The sequence below is a fragment of the Paracoccus sp. SJTW-4 genome (genome assembly GCF_047716885.1).
GTDB classification, from domain to species: domain Bacteria; phylum Pseudomonadota; class Alphaproteobacteria; order Rhodobacterales; family Rhodobacteraceae; genus Paracoccus; species Paracoccus solventivorans.
This window is the reverse complement of record NZ_CP136681.1, coordinates 3,261,759-3,278,755: the sequence shown is the minus strand read 5'-3', so window position 1 is coordinate 3,278,755 and position 16,997 is coordinate 3,261,759. Positions and strand designations below refer to the sequence as shown.

At 69.5% G+C, this 16,997-nt stretch carries 18 protein-coding genes and 1 tRNA gene; 3 read left to right on the top strand and 16 right to left on the bottom strand.

Annotated elements, in window-relative coordinates; genetic code table 11:
* Positions 1 to 27 precede the first annotated feature (27 nt).
* On the top strand, positions 28 to 213 hold the full coding sequence (locus RSP45_RS16030) for a hypothetical protein (RefSeq protein ID WP_073064467.1): 186 nt from the start codon (positions 28 to 30) through the stop codon (positions 211 to 213).
* Positions 214 to 220: 7 nt separating this feature from the next.
* Here RSP45_RS16030 and RSP45_RS16025 read toward each other — a convergent pair whose 3' ends face one another.
* The 10 genes from RSP45_RS16025 to RSP45_RS15980 form a co-directional block, all read right to left on the bottom strand.
* Entirely contained in the window at positions 221 to 805 is a 585-nt protein-coding gene (locus RSP45_RS16025; RefSeq protein ID WP_073064811.1) for an HNH endonuclease, read from the bottom strand.
* A 155-nt stretch (positions 806 to 960) separates the two neighbouring features.
* Positions 961 to 1,617 carry an alpha/beta hydrolase gene (locus RSP45_RS16020; protein WP_415392697.1) on the bottom strand — a complete coding sequence of 219 codons (657 nt, stop codon included), beginning with the start codon at positions 1,615 to 1,617 and terminating at the stop codon, positions 961 to 963.
* Positions 1,614 to 2,237, bottom strand: a complete 624-nt coding sequence (locus RSP45_RS16015; protein WP_415394096.1) for a DNA-3-methyladenine glycosylase family protein — start codon at positions 2,235 to 2,237, stop codon at positions 1,614 to 1,616. Before RSP45_RS16015 ends, RSP45_RS16020 begins: the two co-directional genes overlap by 4 nt.
* Positions 2,238 to 2,239: 2 nt before the next feature.
* Positions 2,240 to 2,887 carry a GntR family transcriptional regulator gene (locus RSP45_RS16010; RefSeq protein ID WP_073064459.1) on the bottom strand — a complete coding sequence of 216 codons (648 nt, stop codon included), beginning with the start codon at positions 2,885 to 2,887 and terminating at the stop codon, positions 2,240 to 2,242.
* Between the two features lie 216 nt (positions 2,888 to 3,103).
* On the bottom strand, positions 3,104 to 5,014 hold the full coding sequence (locus tag RSP45_RS16005) for a heavy metal translocating P-type ATPase (protein ID WP_415392696.1): 1,911 nt from the start codon (positions 5,012 to 5,014) through the stop codon (positions 3,104 to 3,106).
* A gap of 156 nt (positions 5,015 to 5,170) precedes the next feature.
* Positions 5,171 to 6,877: an ABC transporter permease gene (locus RSP45_RS16000; protein WP_415392695.1), complete on the bottom strand. Its 1,707-nt coding sequence runs from the start codon at positions 6,875 to 6,877 to the stop codon at positions 5,171 to 5,173.
* A 58-nt stretch (positions 6,878 to 6,935) separates the two neighbouring features.
* Positions 6,936 to 7,970 (bottom strand): Fe(3+) ABC transporter substrate-binding protein, encoded by a 1,035-nt coding sequence (locus tag RSP45_RS15995; protein WP_415392694.1) that lies wholly within the window; start codon positions 7,968 to 7,970, stop codon positions 6,936 to 6,938.
* Between the two features lie 107 nt (positions 7,971 to 8,077).
* Positions 8,078 to 9,181 (bottom strand): ABC transporter ATP-binding protein, encoded by a 1,104-nt coding sequence (locus tag RSP45_RS15990; protein ID WP_415392693.1) that lies wholly within the window; start codon positions 9,179 to 9,181, stop codon positions 8,078 to 8,080.
* 173 nt (positions 9,182 to 9,354) lie between these two features.
* A complete protein-coding gene (locus RSP45_RS15985) occupies positions 9,355 to 10,500 on the bottom strand; it encodes a CaiB/BaiF CoA transferase family protein (protein ID WP_415392692.1) in 1,146 nt (381 codons plus the stop codon).
* The gene (locus RSP45_RS15980) at positions 10,497 to 11,708 is read right to left on the bottom strand and encodes an acyl-CoA dehydrogenase (RefSeq protein WP_073064446.1); all 1,212 of its coding nucleotides are present in this window, start codon (positions 11,706 to 11,708) and stop codon (positions 10,497 to 10,499) included. Before RSP45_RS15980 ends, RSP45_RS15985 begins: the two co-directional genes overlap by 4 nt.
* 88 nt (positions 11,709 to 11,796) lie before the next feature.
* Here RSP45_RS15980 and RSP45_RS15975 point away from each other — a divergent pair, with 88 nt between their 5' ends.
* Positions 11,797 to 12,696 (top strand): LysR family transcriptional regulator, encoded by a 900-nt coding sequence (locus RSP45_RS15975; RefSeq protein WP_415392691.1) that lies wholly within the window; start codon positions 11,797 to 11,799, stop codon positions 12,694 to 12,696.
* A gap of 143 nt (positions 12,697 to 12,839) precedes the next feature.
* Here RSP45_RS15975 and RSP45_RS15970 read toward each other — a convergent pair.
* A tRNA-His gene (locus RSP45_RS15970) sits at positions 12,840 to 12,916 on the bottom strand.
* Positions 12,917 to 13,022: 106 nt separating this feature from the next.
* Here RSP45_RS15970 and RSP45_RS15965 point away from each other — a divergent pair.
* Positions 13,023 to 13,256, top strand: a complete 234-nt coding sequence (locus tag RSP45_RS15965) for a DUF6324 family protein (RefSeq protein ID WP_415392690.1) — start codon at positions 13,023 to 13,025, stop codon at positions 13,254 to 13,256.
* Positions 13,257 to 13,324: 68 nt separating this feature from the next.
* Here RSP45_RS15965 and RSP45_RS15960 read toward each other — a convergent pair whose 3' ends face one another.
* From RSP45_RS15960 to RSP45_RS15940, 5 genes are all read right to left on the bottom strand, one after another.
* Positions 13,325 to 13,798: an MmcB family DNA repair protein gene (locus RSP45_RS15960; protein ID WP_415392689.1), complete on the bottom strand. Its 474-nt coding sequence runs from the start codon at positions 13,796 to 13,798 to the stop codon at positions 13,325 to 13,327.
* A gap of 347 nt (positions 13,799 to 14,145) precedes the next feature.
* Positions 14,146 to 15,072, bottom strand: coding sequence for a YdiY family protein (locus tag RSP45_RS15955; protein ID WP_415392688.1), 927 nt, complete (start codon positions 15,070 to 15,072; stop codon positions 14,146 to 14,148).
* A 390-nt stretch (positions 15,073 to 15,462) separates the two neighbouring features.
* Positions 15,463 to 15,879 carry a hypothetical protein gene (locus tag RSP45_RS15950; RefSeq protein WP_415392687.1) on the bottom strand — a complete coding sequence of 139 codons (417 nt, stop codon included), beginning with the start codon at positions 15,877 to 15,879 and terminating at the stop codon, positions 15,463 to 15,465.
* Positions 15,880 to 15,957: 78 nt separating this feature from the next.
* Complete coding sequence (nusB, locus tag RSP45_RS15945) at positions 15,958 to 16,443, bottom strand: transcription antitermination factor NusB (protein WP_415392686.1); 486 nt, start codon at positions 16,441 to 16,443, stop codon at positions 15,958 to 15,960.
* Complete coding sequence (locus tag RSP45_RS15940) at positions 16,440 to 16,997, bottom strand: 6,7-dimethyl-8-ribityllumazine synthase (RefSeq protein ID WP_415392685.1); 558 nt, start codon at positions 16,995 to 16,997, stop codon at positions 16,440 to 16,442. Before RSP45_RS15940 ends, nusB begins: the two co-directional genes overlap by 4 nt.

The window sequence follows — 16,997 nt, the reverse complement described above, 5'->3', positions numbered from 1 at the left end:
ATATTGATCGGGTAGACGGAGGAAACCATGCCCCTGCCCCATTTCCTGCTGCTGGTCCTGGCGGTGATCCTTGCAGCCGCGCTGACGCTGGTGCTGGCGATTGCGCTGGGGGTGCCGTTGCAGGTGCTGGCACTGGTGACGGTGGTGGCGGCGCTGGCCGCGCATCTGTCGGCGCGGACGGGCAACGGGCCGCGGCATACGTCCGAGGGGTAAGGGCCGCTCAGCTTTCCAGTTCTGCGTCCCAGTAGAGGTAATCCATCCAGCTGACATGCAGGTGGTTCGGCGGAAAGCGCCGGCCGATGGCCTGCATCTCTGCGGTCTGCGGGCGGCGCGGCGTGCGCTTGAGCCGCATCCCCGAGGCGCGCAGGCTCTTGTTGGCCTTGCGCAGGTTGCAGGGCGAACAGGCGGCGACCACGTTTTCCCAGCTGGTCACGCCGCCCCGCGACCGCGGCACCACATGGTCGAAGGTCAGATCCCCGCGCGCCCCGCAATACTGGCAGCGGAACTCGTCGCGCAGGAACAGGTTGAAGCGGGTGAAAGCCACATGCTTGCGCGGCTTGACGTAATCGCGCAGCACCACCACCGAGGGCAGCCGGATCGCCGCGTGCTGGCTGCGCACCACCTCGTCATATTCGGCCAGGATCGCCACCCGGTCCAGAACCACCGCCTTGATGGTTTCCTGCCAGGGCCACAGTGACAGCGGGTAATAGCTGAGCGGGCGGTAGTCGGCGTTCAGCACCAGGGCCGGGTTGCGGCGCAGTGAAGCGGGATCGCGCACGAACTGGGTGCGGAAATCCGTGTCCACCTGCCTGTTGTCGAGCATCCGCGATATGTCCCCCGCCATCTCGCCTCAAGGAACCTGCGCCGACTATATGCCGGTGAAAGCCGCTGGCAAGCGTCAACAGCGGCCGCGCGCAAGGTTTCGCGCGGCCGTCACATTGCGGGAAAAGCCGGGATTGCTCAGCCGGTGCCCAGCCGCGCACGGATAAAGGACAGCGCCATGCCCAGCCCGTCGGGGGAAATCCCGTGGCCGGTGCCGCGCATGGTGTGGGTGGAAACCTCGAACCCGGCGGCGCGCAGCGCACGCTCGGCCAGGCCCATGTCGGCGTGGGGCACCATCTGGTCCTGGTCGCCGTGCAGCAGCAGCACCGGCGGGCGCAGCGTGGTTTCGGCCAGCGCCTCGGGGGCCAGCAGCCGCCCGGAAAACCCGACGATTCCGGCCACCGCCTGATCGCGGCGCGGCAGCACATGCAGCGCCATCATCGTGCCCTGCGAGAACCCGACCACCACCATGCGATCGGCCGCCAGCCCCTCGCGCGCCAGCACGGAATCGAGGAACCCGTTCAGGTCGTCGATGGCGTGGGCCATCGAGGCGCGGGCCTCGTCCTCGGTCGAGCCGTCCAGCCAGGGGATCGGAAACCACTGGTATCCCATGGGGTTGTTGCGGCAGCGTTCCGGCGCGTCGGGGGAATAGAACGCCGTTTTCGGCAGATAGGGCGCCAGCGGATCGGCCAGCCCCAGCAGGTCGGCCCCGTCGGCACCATAGCCATGCAGGAACACCACCACCGAATCCGCCTGCGCAGGCCCGCGGCGTTCCGATTGCAACTCGCGCATCATGTCACCCCCTCGCGTCCCTTGGCGTCGCGGTAATAGGCCCAGAGCCCGCGCGCCGCAACCGAGCGCCAGGGCGCCCATGCCTCGGCCTGCGCGGCCAGCGCCTTGGGCCGGGGACGTTCGGGCAGGTCGTACATCAGCCGGGCGGCCTCTTGCAGGGCAAGGTCGGCGGGGGCGAAGACGTCGGCCCGGCCCAGCGCAAAGATCAGATACATCTCGGCGGTCCAGCGCCCGATCCCGGGCAGCGCGGTCAGCGTGGCGATCACCTGCTCGTCCGGCTGCTCGCGCAGCGCGTCGAAGTCGATCCCCGCCTCGGCCACCGCCCGCAGGTAGCGCCGCTTGGGGCCGGACAGGCCGCAAAGCCGCAGCGTCTCGTCGTCGGTGGCCAGCACCGCCTCGGGCCGGTCTAGCCCGGCCTGGGTCAGGCGGGCAAAGATGGTGCGGGCGGCACTGGTCGAAAGCTGCTGCGAGGTGATCGCATTGACGATCGCCGCAAACCCGTCCGGGCGCCGGCGCAGATCCAGCGGGCCCAGCCCGGGCAGCACCCGCGCCCAGACCGGGCAGATGCGGGCCAGATGCGCGGCGCCCTCGGCCAGGTCGGCCTCGGCCTCGATCAGCCGCAGGCTCACCGCTGGCCCTGCTCGATGGTGCTGGCCCAGACCCGCGCCGATTCCAGCAGCCGGGTCTGATAGGCGGTCGAGATATGGTTGCGCAGCGCCGCTTCCGCCGCCGCCGCATCGCCCGAGGCGATGGCGTCGACGATCTCCTGATGCTCGGCCAGCGACTTGTGCCCCCTGCCTTCGGCGGCCAGCGAGGTGCGCGCCATCAGCGCCATGGTGCGGTGCACGATGTCGAGCTGCTGGACCAGATAACGGTTGTGCGAGGCCAGGTGGATCTGGTGGTGGAAGCGCCGGTTCGCGCGGCTGAGCGCCTGCGGATCATCGACGATGGCGTGATCCTCCTGCACCATGCGGCCCAGCACCAGCACCTCCTCGCGGGTGGCGTGGCGGGCGGCAAGCCTTGCTGCCAGCGCCTCGAGCTCGGTGCGCACGGTGTAAAGCTCGGCCAGCTGGTTGTGGTCCAGCGTCGCCACGATCAGGCTGCGCCCGTCGCGGGTCAGCATCGACTGGGTTTCCAGCCGCTGCAGCGCCTCGCGCACGGGAGTGCGGCTGACGCCGAAACGCTCGGCGAGTTCGGATTCCACCAGCCGGTCGCCGGGACGGTAGGTGCCGTCGTCGATGGCCGAAAGGATCAGGCTGTATGCATCTTTCATGTCGCAGGAAGACTTGGCGCCCGGGGCGCCGGAATGCAAGCGCGCGGGGCAGTTGCTGCGGCAAAAGGGGGGCCATCCGCCCCCCATCGCCTGGCGGCGATTCCCCCCGAGGATATTTGTGCCACGATGAAAGCGGCAGGGGTGGCTTTCATCGTGGCACAAATATCCATCGCAACCGCGACGCCGGAATGGCCACGCCGCAAGGGGCGCTGCGGTTCAGCCGGCCGTAGCCCGGCGCGTAGTGGGCTGCGGGGTGCCGCCCATGCGCGCGCCGCCGCGGTCCGAGCGGATCGGGTCGGCCAGCAGCCGCAGCCCGTTCAGCACCACCAGCACGGTGCCACCCTCGTGGCCCAGCACCGCCAACGGCAGCGGCAGCGCGAAAAACAGGCTGCCCGCGACCAGCAGCACCATCATCCCCAGCGAAAACACCAGATTCTGCCGGATGATCCGCCTTGTGCGCCGCGCCAGCCGGTGTGCGACCGCCAGCCGCCCCATGTCGTCCGACAGCAGCGCCACATCCGCCGCCTGCAGCGCCACGTCGCTGCCGGCCGCGCCCATGGCGATGCCGACATCGGCGCGGGCCAGCGCAGCCGCGTCGTTCACCCCGTCGCCGACAAAAGCCACGCGGCCGCGCGCAGCGAGTTCGCCCACCAGCCGCACCTTGTCCTCGGGCAGCAGGTCGGCGTGGATGTCGGCGGGGGCAAAGCCCAGCTCGGCGCCGATGCGCAGCCCGACCGGGCGGCGGTCGCCGGTCATCATGGCGATGGCGCCCACCCCTTCGTGGCGCAGCGCCGCCAGCCCCGCCGCCGAGGTCTCGCGCGGGCGGTCGGCCACTGCGACCGCGCCGAGGATGCGGGGGCCGCGGCCCAGCCACACCACGGTCTGCGCCTGGTCCTGCAACCCCTCGATCACGTCCGGGTCGGCGCCCATCCGCGCCGCCATGCGCCGGTTGCCGGCCCAGATCCCGTCCCCTTGCGCGTCAACCCCACCAATGCCCTCACTGGGGATCGAAACCACATCGCGCACCGGCGCCGGGTCCACGCCCTGCGCCCCGGCGTGGCGGCGGATCGCATCGGCGATGGGGTGTTCGGACTGCGCCTCGAGCCCGGCCAGCAGCGACAGGAACTCGCGCTCATCCCCCAGCGCCTCGACCGTGGTCACCATCGCTTTGCCGGTGGTCAGCGTGCCGGTCTTGTCGAATGCGAAGGTCTCGACATCGGCCAGCATCTCCAGCGCGGCGCCGCCCTTGAACAGCACGCCGCCCCGCGCCGCCGCAGCCAGCCCCGACAGGATCGCCGCCGGAACCGAGATCACCACCGCGCAGGGGCTGGCCGCGACCAGCAGCGTGGCGGCGCGCTTTACCGCGTCGTGCGGGTCCCAGCCCAGCGCCAGGAACGCCAGCAGCGCCAGCACCGCCCCCGTCAGCACCGCCGCGGTGTAGCGCTGGCCGAACCAGTCGCTGAAGCGTTCCGAGGGCGCGCGGGCATGCTGGGCCTGGGTGACCAGCTCGATCATCCGCGCCACCGTGCTGTCCTCGACCGAGCGGGCGACCTGCACCGCCAGCACCCCGTTGAGGTTCACCGTCGCCTCGAACACCTTGCCGCCGGGCGCCTTGTGGACCGGCATCGACTCGCCGGTGATCGTGGCCTCGTCCAGCGAGCCCTCGCCCTCGATCACCACGCCGTCGGCGGGGACCTGGGCGCCGGGGCGCAGGATCACCACGTCGCCGGGGCGCAGCACCCCTACCGGCACCTCGGTCACCACCCCGTCCGGGCCGCGGCGCAGGGCGCTGGCCGGGCGCAGCGCCATCAGCGCCTGCACCGCGCGGCGGGCGCGGCCCATGGCGCGGTGTTCCAGCGTGTGGGACAGGTCGAACAGCGTCAGCAGCACCGCCCCTTCCAGGGCCGCGCCCACCGCCGCCGCCGCCAGCGCCGCCACGATCATCAGCAGGTCGATGTCCAGTACCCGGTCACGCCACAGGCCGCGCAACGCCCGCCAGCCCGTCGGCACGCCCCCGGCCAGATAGACCAGCGCCAGCCCCGCCGGCCCCCACGGGCCTTGCAGCACGAATGCGTCCAGCGCCGCCAGCGCCATTCCGAACAGGGTGGCGCCGGTCAGCAGCGCCATGGGGTCGCGCAGGACCCCGGGGTGATTCTCTGTCAAGGCCATGCCTGTCTGTGCCGCGCGGGCAGTGGATGGGAGGGCGCAGGCCAAGCCTAGCAATCCGGCGGGCGGATTTGAAATGACTTCGGTCAGGAGGGATGCAGAGGGCCGCGGTCGCCCTCAGTTCGCCTTGCCGCCGATCCGGGCCAGCAGCATCGCGGGCAGCGTTCCCACCGCCACGATCAGCAGCGCGGCGATGGCGCCCTCTTCATAGGTGCCGCGGGCGGCCTCACCATAGAGATGGGTGGCGAGGGTCTCGAAGTTCAGCGGCCGCAGCAGCAGCGTGGCTGGCAGTTCCTTCATGCAGTCCACGAACACCAGCAGCGCGGCCGAGGCCAGCGCCGCGCGGCACAGCGGCAGATGCACATGGCACAGCGTGCCGCAGCTGCCCCGGCCCAGGCAGCGCGCGGCGTGGTCGTAAGAGCGCGGCAGCCGCGCCAGTCCCGATTCCACCCCGCCCGAGCCGATGGTCAGGAAGCGCACGAAATACGCATAGGACAGTGCCGCCCCCGATCCGATCAGCAGAAGCCCGGTCGAGACCCCGAACCATTCGCGCGCGGCCGCGTCGATGCTGCGATCCAGCGCCGCGATCGGGATCAGGATGCCGATCGCCACCACGGTGCCGGGCATCGCATAGCCGATGGCGGCGATGCGCCCCAGCGCCGCAGTGGTGCGCGACTGGAAGGCGCGGGTGACGAAGGCCACCAGCAGCCCCGCCGCCACCACCAGCGCCGTGACCGACCCGGCCAGCACCACGGTGTTCAGCGCCTCGCCCGCCAGCCGTGGCGAGATGCCCGAGGCCTGCACCCGCCGGAATGCCACGATGGAGAGATGCAGCGCCGGGAACACGAAGCCCAGCATCACCGGCACCAGCGCCAGCCCCAGCGCGGCAAGCCCGGCGACCGGACCTAGCCGGTGGCGGGCCAGCGGGCGGGCGCGCTGCGCGTTGGTCCAATAGCGCTGGCTGCGCCGCGCCCAGCGTTCCAGCACCACCAGCGCCACCACCACCGCCAGCATCACCAGCGCGATCTGCGCCGCCCCCGGCAGGTCCGAGCGGGTGACCCAGGTGGTATAGATCGAGTTGGTCAGCGTGCGGATGCCCAGGAACTCGGTGGCGCCGATGTCGTTCAGCGCCTCCATCAGCGCCAGCGACACCCCCACCGCGATGGCCGGACGCGCCAGCGGCAGCGCCACCCGCAGGAACACCCCGCGCCGTGTGACGCCGAAACTGCGCGAGACCTCGACCAGATTGGCGGCTTGCGTCACGAACATCGCGCGGGTGGTCAGGTAGACATAGGGGTAGAGCACCAGCCCCAGCAGCAGGATCCCCCCGGTCATCGAACGGATGTCGGGCAGGCGGAAATCGCGCGGGCTGTCGAAACCCAGCAGCGCCCGGATCGCGGTCTGCACCGGCCCCAGCGGGTGCAGGATGTCCAGATAGGCATAGGCGATGATATAGGTGGGCACCGCCAGCGGCAGCAGCAGCAGCCATTCCAGCCAGCGCCGGCCCGGGAACTCATAGGCGGTGACCAGCCAGGCGGCCGAGGTGCCGATCACCGTCACCAGCACCCCCACCCCGGCCAGCAGGATCGCGGTCTGGCTGACCGCCTGCGGCAGCACATGCGCCAGCATATGCGACCACAGCCCCTGCGAGCCCCGCGCGGCCTGCCACAGCAGCGCCAGCACCGGCACCGCCACCAGCGCCGCCACCAGCGCCAGCCCCGCCACCCACAACCGCCCCGAGCGCGAGCGCGTCACCGCCGCGGGCGCCGCCCGGGCGGGGGCGGCCGGGCGGGCAAGCGCGTCGGGAGCGGCAGAGATGACCATGTGGTGCAACCGGCCAGAGGGCAGCGCCACCGCGCCGCCCCCCGGCCCCTTTCGCGGCTCAGTTGTCGATGCCGACCTTTTCGGCCAACTCGCTGGCTTCCTTGCGCTTGGCGACGATCTCGATGATCGGGGTCGGGTCGATCTTCAGCTCGCCGAACTCGGCGATGATCGGGTCGACGGCGACGCCAGCCTTGACCGGGTATTCGAAGTTGGCCTGCGCATACAGCTCCTGCGCCTCGTCCGAGACCAGATATTCCAGCAGCGCCACCGCCTGATCGCGGTTCGGCGCGTGCTTGGCCACCGCCGCGCCGCTGATGTTGACGTGGGTGCCGCCGTTTTCAAAGGTGGGCAGGATCACCTTGATCGCCTCGCCCCATGCCTTCTGCTCGTCGCCGCCGCGGCCGGACCGCATCAGCCCGACATAATAGGAATTGGCGATGCCGATGTCGCAGATGCCGCCCAGGATGTCCTTGGCGACCTCGCGGTCGCCGCCGGCGGCCTTGCGGGCCAGGTTGGCCTTGATCCCGGACAGCCATTCCTCGGTGGCCTCGGCGCCGTGATGCACGTCATAGGCGGCGAACAGCGCGGTGTTGTAGGGGTGCTGGCCGGAACGGATGCAGACCCGGCCCTTGTATTGGGGGTCGGCCAGATCGGCATACTGGAAGCTGTCCAGCCCCAGATCCTTGGCCGCATAAAGCACGCGGGCGCGCATCGACAGCGCGAACCAGTTGCCCTCGGCGTCGCGCAGGTTTTCGGGCACCGCCTCGGCCAGAACGGCGGAGTCGACCGGCTGGGTCAGGCCCTTTTCGACCAGATCCGCCAGATTGCCCGCGTCCACCGTCATCAGCAGGTCGGCGGGCGAGCTTTCGCCCTCGGAGGCCACCCGCTCGGGCATCCCGTCCTTGAGGAACACCGTGTTCACCTTGACCCCGGTCTTTTCCGTATAGACGTCCAGCAGCGGCTGGATCAGCCCCGGCTCGCGGGTGGTGTAGATGTTCACCTCGTCGGCCAGCACGGCCGCGCCGGTCGTGGCGGCCGAGATGGCGACGGCACCGCCCATCAGGGCCGCGCGCAACGAAAAGCGGGAAATCATCAGCGGGTCCTTTCAACTGTCCCTGCCGGGCTGCGCCCGGCGTCAATCCGCCATGCCATGGCTGACAGTTCCAATCAAGTATTCTTGCCGGCCATCGGCGCCCGCCGTCAGGCGCTGGCAGCGGTGGCAAGGGCTGCGGCGTCGTCCTCCGGCGGCAGCACGATGGCCTGTTCGGCGTCGATGCCGAAACGGACGACCTCGCCCAGCATGGTGTCCAGCCGCTGCGAGGTGCGCAGCCGCAGCGGCGCCTCGAGCCCCTCGACGCGCAGGGTCAGCTGCTCGACCTCGCCCAGGAAACTGCGCTGGACCAGAGTGCCGCGCAGGTCGGCGCCGCGGCGCTCGGCGCAGATATCGACCGGGAACAGCGCCTTGGGGCGGATGCAGACCACCGCCGGCGCACCTTCGGCAAAGCCGGGGGCGGGGAATGTGCCCAGCACGGTTTCCGCGCGCCCGCCCCGGACGCGAGCGGGGATCTGGTTGCAGGGCCCCAGAAAGCGCGCGGCGTAGATCGAGCCGGGGCGGTCATACAGGTTGTAGCCGGTGCCGGTCTGCACCACCTGCCCGGCCCGCATCAGAACCACCCGGTCGCCGATCGACATCGCCTCTTCGGGGTCGTGGGTCACGATCACCGCGGTGGCATTGGCGTCGTGCAGCGTGGCCAGAGTTTCCATCCGCACATGCTCGCGCAGCCGCCGGTCGAGGTTGGAAAACGGCTCGTCCATCAGCAGCACCAGCGGCTGCGGCGCCAAGGCCCGGGCCAGCGCCACCCGCTGCTGTTCGCCCCCCGACAGCTCATGCGGGTGGCGGCCGGCCAGCTCGGTGATGCCGATGCGGCGGATGATGCTGTCGGCCTGTGCTGCGGCTTGCACTTTCGGCAGATGACGCAGCCCGAACAGGATATTGTCGCGCACGCTCAGATGCGGGAACAGCGCGTAATCCTGGAACATGAAGCCGACGCGGCGATCCTCGGGCTCGACGAAGCGCGAGGGGCCGGCGATCTCCTGCCCGTCCAGCAGGATGCGGCCGCTGTCGGGCACCTCGACCCCGGCGATCAGCCGCAGCAGCGTCGATTTTCCGCAGCCCGAGGGGCCGACCAGGCAGACCACCTCGCCGCGCATGATCTCTAGCGAGACGTCGCGCAGCGCAGGACGGTCGCCGAACCGGCGCGACACTCGGTCGAGTTCAAGGATCGGTCGGCCCTGTTCGGTCATGCACCCTGCTTTCATCGCCCGCGGCAGTTTCGGCGCCGACCATATCCGCCCCGACGCGGTTCAGCCAGACCGCAGCGACGGCGGGGGACGCCGGAAACCAGAACACCCCGCAGGGGAGGATGCGGGGTGCCTGGGCCGGCGCGGCGGAGGCCGCCCTGCCAATCGGTGGCCGGTCAGGGTTTTCCGGGCAGCATCGGCGCGGCGCGGTCCAGCACCAACTCGCTGCGCGAAAACCGGATCGGGGTGCGCAGCCCGGGGATGCCCTCGGGCGCGATGCGCAGGCCGCGGGCGATCACCTGCGGCTCTGCCAGCGCGTCGGCGACGCTGTTGATCGGGCCGGCGGGGACGCCCTCGGATTCCAGCGCGGCGATGGCCTCGGCCCGGGTGCGGGAAGATGTCGCGCCGGCGATCAGCGCACACAGCGCCTCGCGGTTTTCCACCCGCGCCGGGTTGGTGGCATAGGCCGGGTCCTCGGCCAGCGGCCCCAGCGCCAGCGCCCGGCACAGCCCGGCGAATTGCCGGTCGTTGCCACAGGCGATGATCAGATGCCCGTCGCTGGCCGGAAACATCTGATAGGGCACGATATTCGGATGCGCGTTGCCCAGCCGTTTCGGCACCGTGCCGCCGATCAGGTGGTTCATCGCCTGATTGGCCAGCACCGCCACGCCCACATCCAGCAGCGACAGGTCCACCTGTTGCCCGCGGCCGGAGCGTTCCCGTTCCGCCAGCGCCGCCTGGATGCCGATCACCCCGTAAAGCCCGGTGAAGATGTCGATCCAGGCCACGCCGACCTTCTGCGGCTCGCCATCCGGTTCCCCGGTCAGGTCCATGATCCCGCACATGCCCTGGATCAGGAAATCATAGCCCGGCTGGGTGGCGCGCGGCCCGTCCTGCCCGAAGCCGGTGACCGAGGCATAGATCAGCCGCGGGTTCAGCGCCGACAGGCTGTCGTAATCCAGCCCGAAGCGCTTCAGCCCGCCGACCTTGAAGTTTTCGACCACCACGTCGGCAGTGGCGATCAGCTCTTTCAGCCGCGCCAGATCGCCCGCGTCCTTGAAGTCGCAGGTGATCGAGGTCTTGCCGCGGTTGGCCGCGTGGAAATAGGCCGCCACCCGTTCGGTGCCGTCATCCGGCCGTGGCCGGTCGAGGAACGGGGGCCCCCAGCTGCGGGTATCGTCGCCTTCGGGGGCCTCGATCTTGATCACCTCGGCGCCCAGATCGGCCAGGGTCTGGCCGATCCACGGGCCGGCGAGGATGCGCGCCAGCTCGACGACGCGCAGCCCTTTCAGCGGCGCGCCCGTATCCGGACGATCGCTCACGCGAAAGCCTGCAGCCCGGTGATGGCGCGGCCCAGGATCAGCGCGTGCACGTCGTGGGTGCCCTCATAGGTGTTCACGGTTTCAAGGTTCTGCGCGTGGCGCATGACCTGGAACTCTTCGGAAATGCCGTTGCCGCCGTGCATGTCGCGGGCGATGCGGGCGATGTCCAGCGCCTTGCCGCAGTTGTTGCGCTTGACGATGGAAATCATCTCGGGCGCGGCCTGCGCCGCATCCATCAGCCGCCCGACCTGCAGGCTCGCCTGCAACCCCAGGGTGATCTCGGTCATCATGTTGGCCAGTTTCAGCTGGTACAGCTGCGTGTTGGCCAGCGGCCGCTTGAACTGGTGGCGGTCCAGCCCGTATTGCCGCGCGGCGTGGAAACAGAACTCGGCCGCGCCCAGCACGCCCCAGCTGATCCCGTAGCGGGCGCGGTTGAGACAGCCGAACGGGCCCTTCAGCCCCTCGACGTTGGGCAGCAGCGCATCCTCGCCGACCTCGACATCCTGCATGACGATCTCGCCGGTGATCGAGGCGCGCAAGGACAGCTTGCCCTCGATCTTGGGGGCAGACAGGCCCTTCATGCCCTTGTCCAGCACGAAGCCGCGGATCTTGCCGCCATGCGCCTCGGACTTGGCCCAGACCACGAACACATCCGCAATCGGGCTGTTGGAGATCCACATCTTGGTGCCGTTCAGCACATAGCCGCCGGCGGTCTTTTTGGCGGTGGTCTTCATGCCGCCGGGGTCCGAGCCCGCGTCCGGCTCGGTCAGGCCGAAGCAGCCGATGAACTCGCCCGAGGCCAGTTTCGGCAGGTATTTCTGCCGCTGTTCCTCGGAGCCATAGGCATAGATCGGATACATCACCAGCGACGACTGCACCGACATCATCGAGCGATAGCCCGAATCGACCCGCTCGACCTCGCGCGCGACCAGCCCGTAGCTGACATAGGACGCACCCAGCCCGCCGTATTCCTCGGGGACGGTGACGCCCAGCAGGCCCATCTCGCCCATCTCGCGGAAGATCGCGGGGTCGGTCGCCTCGTCGCGATAGGCGGCGATCACCCGCGGCTGCAGCTTTTCCTGCGCATAGGCGCGGGCGCTGTCGCGCATCATCCGCTCGTCCTCGGACAGCTGGTCGTTCAGGCGGAACGGGTCCTCCCAATCGAAGCGGTTCAGGTCGGGCGCGTCCTTGGGCTTGAGTGCGGGCATGATTTCCTCTCCGTATGCTGAGCCGGGTCTAGCGAAGCTGCGCAGGCAAGGATAACGATGTTTCCTGTCCAGTTCATGAGTTTTCCTGATGATCCGCCAGAACCGCCCCTCGTACACGCCGACGGTGCAGGAATTGCGCGCCCTGCTTTACAGCGCCGATCTGGGCACGGCCTCGGCCGCGGCCGAGGCGCTGAGCCTGACCCAGGGCGCGGTCAGCCGCTCGATCCGCACGCTGGAGGAACGGCTGGGCGTGCGGCTGTTTCACCGCGAACGCCAGCGGCTGGTGCTGTCGGACGCCGGCCGCGCGCTGGTGCGCGACGCGCGCGACATCCTCGACCGGATCGAATCATCGGCGCGGATGGTGATGGCCTTCGGCGGGGGCGAGGACGTGCTGCGACTGGCGGTGCTGCCGACCTTTGCCACCAGCTGGCTGATCCCGCGGCTGGCCGGGTTCTCGCGCCGCCACCCGGGCATCGGCATCGACCTGGCCGAGGCGCTGGCTCCGGTCGATTTCGACGATTCGCCCTTTGACGCGGCGCTGCAGCGGGTGGAAATGGCGCGGCCGGGCACCAGGGTGCTGCCAATCTGCCCGGAAAACCTGATCGTCGTCGCCTCGCCCGCGCTGATCGGGAACACAACGCTGCCCCCGGCCGAGCTGCTGAACTGGCCGCTGATCCAGCAATCCACCCGCCCCGAATTGTGGAGCGACTGGCTCGCCGCCGCCGGGGTCGAGCCCTTCGGCCAGCTGCGCGGCCCGCGGTTCCAGCATTTCGGCATGGTGATCGCCGCCGCCCGCGCCGGCATGGGGGTGGCGCTGCTGCCCGACATCTTCGCGGCCGAGGCGCTGGCCGAGGGCACGCTGCGCCAGCCCTGCCCGCAGGTGCTGACCGGCGGCTCGTCCTATGCGCTGATCCGCCCGGCACAGGCACAGGCGCAACGCTCGCTGGACCTGTTTTCGGAATGGTTGCAGGAACTTGCCGAGCCCTGAGCGGGGTGTTGGATGCGCCGAGCCCCGCATCGTCGTGCATCACATGCTCTGAGAACTCGTGGCAGCGCTATCCGGCGTAGAGCCACGCTGCGATTCGCAGGGCCGACAGAAATGGGGACAAGGCCCTTCGGATTGTGCGGGGATGGTACCGCCTCCCCGGCTCGAACGGGGGACCTCCGGATCCACAATCCGGCGCTCTAACCAACTGAGCTAAGGCGGCACAGGCGCTTCAGATAGACGCTTGCCGGGGGGGATGCAAGCCCGACTTGCCGCCCCTGCCCCCGTCGGATAGACCGCCTGACGCAGGCCGTGGAAGGAGCGATGCCATGGGGATCAACAAGGAAAGCGACGTCGCCGCCAATCTGCAGATCGGGCCGACGGATCTGGGCATGGTGCGCATCTATGTCGAGGGCGAGGGCATCGACCTGCCGCTCGACTTCGACCCGGACGAGGCCATCGAGATCGCCGAGGAACTGATGGCCGCCGCCGAGGCCGCGCGCGAGATCGGCCAGGCCCCGAAGCCGAAATCCCCCCGCCCCAAAGGCCCCGCGCGCCGCTGAGCCCCAGCGCTTTCATCTTGCCCCAGACATCCCGGGGAAGCCGTCGCAGACGGCGGGGGCAGCGCCCCTTATCCGTCGATCGCCGCCCCCGGATCGCTGGCCCGCAGCAGCCGCACCGCCGCCACCCGCGCCACGTCGCGCAGCAGCCGCGCGCGCCGCGCCGCCGCCAGCCTGGCCAGCGGCGCCATGAGCTCCAGCTCGGCGCCATGGGCATCGGCCAGGATCAGCCCGCCGCCGTCGGGCAGGACCTCGCGCGGGAAATCGCCGTCCACCGCCCAGAAGAAACGGTCGCACCAGTCCAGATAGCCCTGCCACTTGCGGTCGGCGGCGAAATCGGCGCGGCAGCTCTTGCATTCGACGATCCAGATCTCGCCGCCCGGGGCCACCGACACCACGTCGACCCGCAGTCCCGGCGCCGGCACGAATTCGCACAAGGGCGCATGACCCAGCGCCAGCAACATCCGCGAGACGCCGCGGGCCAGCAGCTGTCCCGGCCGCGGCAGCGCCGGCACGGGCTGGGGCAGGATCGTTGGAATCACCATGGCGCCACCATGAACGAAGCGGAAACATCCTGCAACGCCCGGCAGGTCTTGCGGCGCCCCTTCCCGGTCACTACCTAAGGCGCTGGCGAGTTTCTGCTCTTCTCGTGACGGCCTTTTTTTCCACTGGCCTATAACTTCACCGAGGGGGCTGGCTCTGTCAGGGCCCTGGTCCTGTTACCCGGCTCCCACCTGGACATCCAGGCTTTCGGGGAAACCTGCGTCGGCACGGTCGCTGCGGTTCCCGCCACCTGAAAAGGCCGCCCCTCCCCCGGGGCGGCCTTTTTCGTTGCAAGAAAGGGGCGGCCGCAGCGGCCGCCCCTTCCCGAGAGACTTCTGACGAGGGAAGATCAGAAGCCGTAGACCAGCGACACGCCCAGCGTGTTGTCGGTGCGGATCGCGCGGTCCGAGACGTATTCCGTCTTGTAGGACACGCGGGTCGCCAGCGCGTCGCTCATCTTGAAGTTCAGGCCCAGCTCGTTCCACGCGATGTCATTGGCATCCGACGTCAGATAGTCGGTGTCGTTGGTCAGGAAGAACTGGTCGTTGAACTTGTGGTAGAAGCGCGACGACACGATGTAGCCGACCGAAGTGTCCGATTCGACATAGGGATCCGGGATCGGGGCGCCACCGTCCATCGTGCGCACGGTATGGGTGTAGCGGATCCCGACGCCGGCCTGCACGCGCCAGGCGGTGGTGTCGTTGTTGATGACCCGGTAGCCCGGACCGAAGCCCAGGAAGGCATCGCGCTTCAGACGGCCGTCACGGTCGGCAAGCTCATCGGCGGTCAGGGTGTCCAGATCATCATCGGCAATCCCGTCAACTGCAGCCCGGCCCAGCACGAAGGCATAGAGCTGCTCGTTGAAGTAATAGCTGCCGTCATAGATCACCGAGGTGCGCTTGGTGTCGGTCTCGCCGTCGTTGTCCTCGCCGTATTCCAGCAACAGCCCGATGGACTGCTGGAACGGGCCCTGGTTGTTCGACAGCCGCCCGGCCAGCGAGAAATCCTGGTTCTCATAGTTGCCGCTGCGGCCGGCATAGGTCAGAGCGATCGAGCCGAAGGTGCCGGTGCGACGGTCGGCCGGGCCAAAGCGGGCGGTATCCTGCGACCGCTCGAAATCATCCTGCACCGCCTCTTCGACATCCTCGATCCGGTCCTCGACGCCGCCGACGCCGGTGATGTTGGCACCGGTCGAGAATTCGGTCTGCGCGAACACCGGGGCGCCGATCACGATGGCAAGCGCCGAGGCGCTGGCGATAAGGGAAAGCTTTTTCATGGTGAACCTCTCGTCCTGTGGCGGCGACAGGCGCCGCTTGTTCATGCAACGATGAACTAGACCCTTGGTGCCCGCCGGTTAACCGGTGCGCGAAACACGGCCGGTGTCACGCAACCGTGACCCGCTGTTACGGAACCTTTGCAGCGACGACAGGGGTAAGGACTGTTTTGTCTGCGCCATTCCGGAAAAGCGCCATGACAGGGGCAGTTGTCCATAATGGGAACAATCCGGGAATTGCGCGCCGGCCGCCGCGGACGCTCACGCGATCACGGAATCGCGCGCGGCGGCGGGCGCAGGATGTTGCAAATAACCCACAAGGTGATGCCGGAAAACTGCGCCCGATCCGGCCGCCGCAGCGCTCTGCCGGGACCCCGCAAAACCGGGCTGGACTCAGGGAGCGACTTGGCCGCGCGGACGGACCGGGACGGGCACCGCGACTGGCTCGTGTCCGGTCACCGGGGCGCGGTTGCCGCGGTGGGGCGGGTCACCCGGCTCGGCCATGCGCATCACCGCGATGGCGAACTGCACCCCGGCAAAGACGATGGTGTTAAAAGCCACCAGCATCACGATGGCCAGCCAGCCGCCGGTGATTTCCAGGGTCAGATGCCGCAGATGCGCCACGTCCAGCGCCAGCAGCAGCCCGGTGAACACCAGCGCCAGCAGGAACCCCAAGGCGATGTTGCGCAGATACAGCCGCACCAGCTCGGGCAGCACGGGCTCGGGCAGCTCGTCGCCGGCGGCATCGGAAAGCGCCCGCTGGGGCGCGGGGGCGGGCGTTACAGGGTCGGGCATCACGGGCTCGGGCATGGGCGACCTTCCGCAGGCTCTGCCATCAATCTAGGGACTGCGGCCGGCCATGTCACCTGCGGCCGCACGCAGCCTCGTTCAGAATGCGTCGGGGCGGGCGTCGCGGGCCATGTGGTCCAGCACCGCGTTGACGAAGCGCGTCTCTCGCCCGTCGGGGAAGAACGCATCCGCCACCGCCACATATTCGGAAATCACCACCCGCGGCGGCACGTCCGAGCCGACCAGTTCGGCCCCGGCGGCGCGGAACAGCGCCCGCAGCACCGGGTCGATGCGGGCGATGGGCCATTTCGCCACCAGCGCGCGGTCGGTCATCTGGTCGATCCGCGCCTGCCAGTTCACCGTTGCATCCACGATGCGCTTGAACAGGTCCTCGTCGGCCTCGGGCGAGGTGCCCTCTTCGTAATCGACGCCGATCCGCCAGTTTGAGAACTCGCGCACCACCCGGTCGGCGGACTGGTCGGCGGCCTCCATCTGGAACAGCGCCTGCACGGCATAGACCCGCGCTGCGGCGCTGCGCGCGCGGCGGTCGGGGCGGGGCTGCCTCGATTTCGGCGCCTCGCTCATGCCTGGCCCGATCCGTCGATCTCGCCCGCCAGCCGCAGCACGTCGTGGCCCTCATCGCGGCCAAACCCCATCGGGCGCCTGGCCCCGGCCCAGCGGCGATGCAGCGCGATCAGATGCAGCGCGGCGGCGGCGGCACCGCCGCCCTTGTCCTGCTGCGCGGGGTCGGCGCGGACCACCGCCTGATCCATGTTCTCGACGGTCAGGATGCCGTTGCCGATGCACAGCCCCTGCAGGCCCAGCAGCGTCAACCCACGCGAGCTGTCGTTGCAGACAGTCTCGTAATGCGTGGTCTCGCCCCGGATCACGCAGCCCAGCGCGACAAAGCCGTCGTATTGCGCCAGCCGTCCGGCCATACCGATGGCGGTGGGGATCTCCAGCGCGCCCGGCACCTCGACCAGATCGACGCTGGCGCCCGCGGCCTCGGCCACGGCGCGGGCGCCGGCGATCAACGCGTCGGCAATGGCGCGATAATAAGGTGCTACCACGATCAGCAGCCGCACCGGCGCGTCAAGGGCCGGCAGCGGCAGGGTGGCGTGTTCGGTCAGCGCGGCCAT